Here is a 2,562-nt window from a genome sequence, read left to right as displayed (position 1 = left end):
GCCGGCCTGCCCTGATCGGCCCGGTGCTTCTTGTCTGCTGTCTGTTTTTGGGCGGCTGCCTTGAAGGACGTCTGCCCGAAGGCGTTGTGGCTACGGTCAACGGCGACCCCATTTACCTGCGCACCGTGCAGGCCCTGCTGGACGGCCGCTCTGCGGCGCTGGACACCATGCAGCGGCCTTCGCTGGAAAACATGAAGCGCCAGTATGGCGACGCGCTTGGCACACTTATCATTTACGCGTTGGTAAATCAGGAATTGCGCAATCTGCAGATTCCCGTCACCGATTCCGCAGTGGAATCCGCCGTGGCGCATGTGAGGGCGGATTATGGCGGTGAAGAGGAACTGGCGCGCTTTCTTGCCGAGGAGTCGCTGGATGTCAATGAGTGGCGCTTGCTTATGCGCGACCATCTCGCCATGCAGAGCTTTGAAAAGCGCGTTCTTTTGCCCGGCATCCGTATTTCTCTGGACAATGTGCGCGGCTATTACAAGAAACACGAAGCGGAATTCAACTTACCTGAAACGCTGGACATTTGTTTGATTTCTGCCCCAGACCGACAGGGGGTGGACAGTTTTTGCGCGTCTTTTGCCTCAGTGGGACCGGTTCGTGAAGAACTGGCCGGCGAAGTTCTTTTGCAGTGCGTTGAAGCCGGTGCGGCCCAACTGCCGAAAGAGTCGCAGAAAGGTCTGGAAAAGCTCGCCCCTGGGCAATGCCTGCCGCCACGGCAGGAGGGCGACCGCTGGCTGGGGCTGGCATTGGCGCGGCGCAATGCGGCCCATGTTATGAGCGTGGCCGAGGCATATCCTCTTATAGAAAATATCCTGCGCGAGCGGGAGAAAGAAGCGGCTTTCGAGCGTTGGCTCACTGCCGCCCTGTCACGCGCCCAGGTGCGCGTGAACCCAGACCTTGCCGCTGACCTGCTCACCCCGCCCTCGGCTCGAACCCCCGCGCGTGAAGGCGCTTCCAGCGGTTCTTCCGACGACAATGGATCTGGCGGCAAAGCTGTGCCTGCCGAAGAGGGCGAGAGTGAAAATCAGGCCGGGCCGGAAGAACCGGAAGAACCAGAAGGCCAGGGCCGTCCCACTACGGAAAACCCCGGTCAGGGAATGTAAGCGAGGCAGAGCCTGTACCCGGCCAACGGCGGGTGAACCGCGCCCGGGCGTTTCAGCACTGCTGCCCGTACACGGTGCTTTTATTGTGATGTAGTATGTTTTCCATACGTTAAGGCGCTCACTACGGCGTTTAACAGCGCAAACAAATGCTCTGCTGTCTTCATCCGTAACTTCCTTTGTCGTAACGGATGAAGCTGCGCTTACGCCTTCGCTGCGGGCGTCTGCTCCGGCAGCCGCCAGAGCAATTTCAAAGTGGAAATGCTCTAAGCCCTTCGGCAATGAGCGAAGCCGGGTCTGCACCTTTGTGGCGGACGGCTGCTTGTGTGGCCGTCAGAGCAGTTTGCAGTGAGGCTGCCTTGCGGCGCGGGCCTGGCCTCGTGCCTGCCGGGCAGACATTGCATGTCGCGCTGTTTTGAGCTAAAAATCTAAGGATAAACAGGCGCACTGCGTCTTACATGAGGGAGAAACCTGTGAGGAAGACACTTGTTTTGCTGCTGGCGGTCATGCTTTTGGCCGCATGCGGCGTACAGGCCGCCCAGCTCAATAAAGTGGCCGCCGTGGTCAATGGGCAGGTCATTACCATGTTTGATTTGCAAAAAAACGCCTTGCCCGATCTGGCGCGCGCCAGACTCAACCCGGATAATCCCGCTGACGCCAAGCAGGTGGACGCTGTTTTCCGCAAGGTTCTGGACATGATGATCATGGATATCCTCATTGCCCAGGAAGCCAGAAGGCTGAAGGTCAGCGTATCACCCACAGATATTGACAACGAGATTGCCAAACTCATGCAGGGTCGCAACATGACCAAACAGCAGTTTGAGGAACAGCTTGCCAAACAGAAAAGCAGTGTTGCTGAACTTCGTGGAAATATTGAAAAAAGCCTGTTGAGGCAAAAGATCATGAGCATGGAGGTCGGCCGCAAGGTTGTGGTCACCCCCGAGGAAATCCGCGCCTATTACGAGGCCCATAAAGACACCATGTATGACCGCACCGGTCTGCACATGGGGGTTATGGTCTACTCGCCCAAGGTGAACGCCGCTTCCATTGCCGCCCAGATCCGCTCCGGCTCGCTGACTTTTGAAGAAGCCGCGCGCAAGTATTCCATCGCGCCCAACAAGGAAAAGGGCGGTGATATGGGACCGGTGGAATGGGACCGCCTGAATCCCGAATGGGAAGGGCGCCTCACCAAGATGAAGCCGGGCGATGTGACGGAGCTTTTTGATCTGCAGGGGCATAAGGCCCAGGTGCACCTTTTCCGTCCCGGCGGGGGAGGCATGAAAATGCTCAGCCTTGAAGAGGCCAAGCCGCAGATTGACGCCATTTTGCGGCAGCCCAAGGCTCTGGAACGTTTTGACGACTATACTGGTCAGTTGCGCAGCAAGGCCGTGATAGACATCCGCTTGTAGCGCGTCTGACCGGGCGCAGCGCGGCCGTGGTTGCCCCGGCCCGCAGC

Annotated in this window: 2 protein-coding genes; both read left to right on the top strand. The window is 58.3% G+C overall.

All coding sequences use genetic code 11. The features are described 5' to 3' along the window. Positions 1–1,109: SurA N-terminal domain-containing protein (locus tag V6C07_RS12390; protein ID WP_333536784.1), on the top strand; the 1,109-nt coding region annotated here is incomplete at its 5' end. A 470-nt stretch (positions 1,110–1,579) separates the two neighbouring features. Then, entirely contained in the window at positions 1,580–2,515 is a 936-nt protein-coding gene (locus tag V6C07_RS12385; protein WP_333536783.1) for a peptidylprolyl isomerase, read from the top strand. Positions 2,516–2,562: the final 47 nt, after the last annotated feature.

It is taken from the genome of Desulfovibrio sp. 1214_IL3152, assembly GCF_036763055.1.
GTDB lineage: Bacteria > Desulfobacterota > Desulfovibrionia > Desulfovibrionales > Desulfovibrionaceae > Desulfovibrio.
This window is presented reverse-complemented; position numbering and strand designations above follow the sequence as displayed.